Consider the following 581-nt stretch of genomic DNA (forward strand, 5'->3'; position numbering starts at 1 on the left):
ACCGTATCCGCGCCGAACGCGCCGCGTACTGGCCGGAAATCGACAAGCAGCGCTGGGACGCCGAAGACGCCAACGACAACACCGCCAAGGCGGCGGCCAAGACGTTGCGGCAGAAGATGAAGGACGCGCCGACGCATGCCAGCATCGTCGCTGCCGCAACGCCGGAAGCGCTCAAGGCTATCACGCTGCAAACCCTGCTGGCCTGACATGATCGCGCTCGCCGTCGTCTACGCTCTTATCTGCGGCCTGTGCTTCCGGCTGCGCGGCTCTGCGCTGTGGGACATCTGGACGGGCAGCGGCACGACAGGCGGACGTATCCAGTACGCCGCGACCGCCGCCCTGCTGCTGGCCGCGCTTAAGGTCGACATGCACTTGCTGGCGCTGGGACCTGCGCTGTGGCTGGGCTGCGTGCTGCCGTGGTGGAACCACGGGCTGGTCCCGCGCGACGCCGAGAGCTTCGCCGCCAATGCCAGCAGGGGTGTGTTCTGGCTGCTGCCCTGCGCGCCCGTGCTGTGGTGGGCGGGCTACGACGGCTGGGGCGTCCTGCTGGTCGCTGGCGCGTTCTCAGGGCCGATCTACGC

Annotated in this window: 2 protein-coding genes; both read left to right on the top strand. The window is 68.8% G+C overall.

Features of this window, described 5'->3' with window-relative positions:
- On the top strand, nucleotides 1–206 hold a 206-nt coding region (locus tag ACK4TH_RS13000; protein WP_409627043.1), incomplete at its 5' end, for a hypothetical protein.
- Nucleotide 207: 1 nt separating this feature from the next.
- On the top strand, nucleotides 208–581 hold a 374-nt coding region (locus ACK4TH_RS13005), incomplete at its 3' end, for a hypothetical protein (RefSeq protein ID WP_409627045.1).

Source organism: Tepidimonas sp., from assembly GCF_046292505.1.
Taxonomy (GTDB): domain Bacteria; phylum Pseudomonadota; class Gammaproteobacteria; order Burkholderiales; family Burkholderiaceae_C; genus Tepidimonas.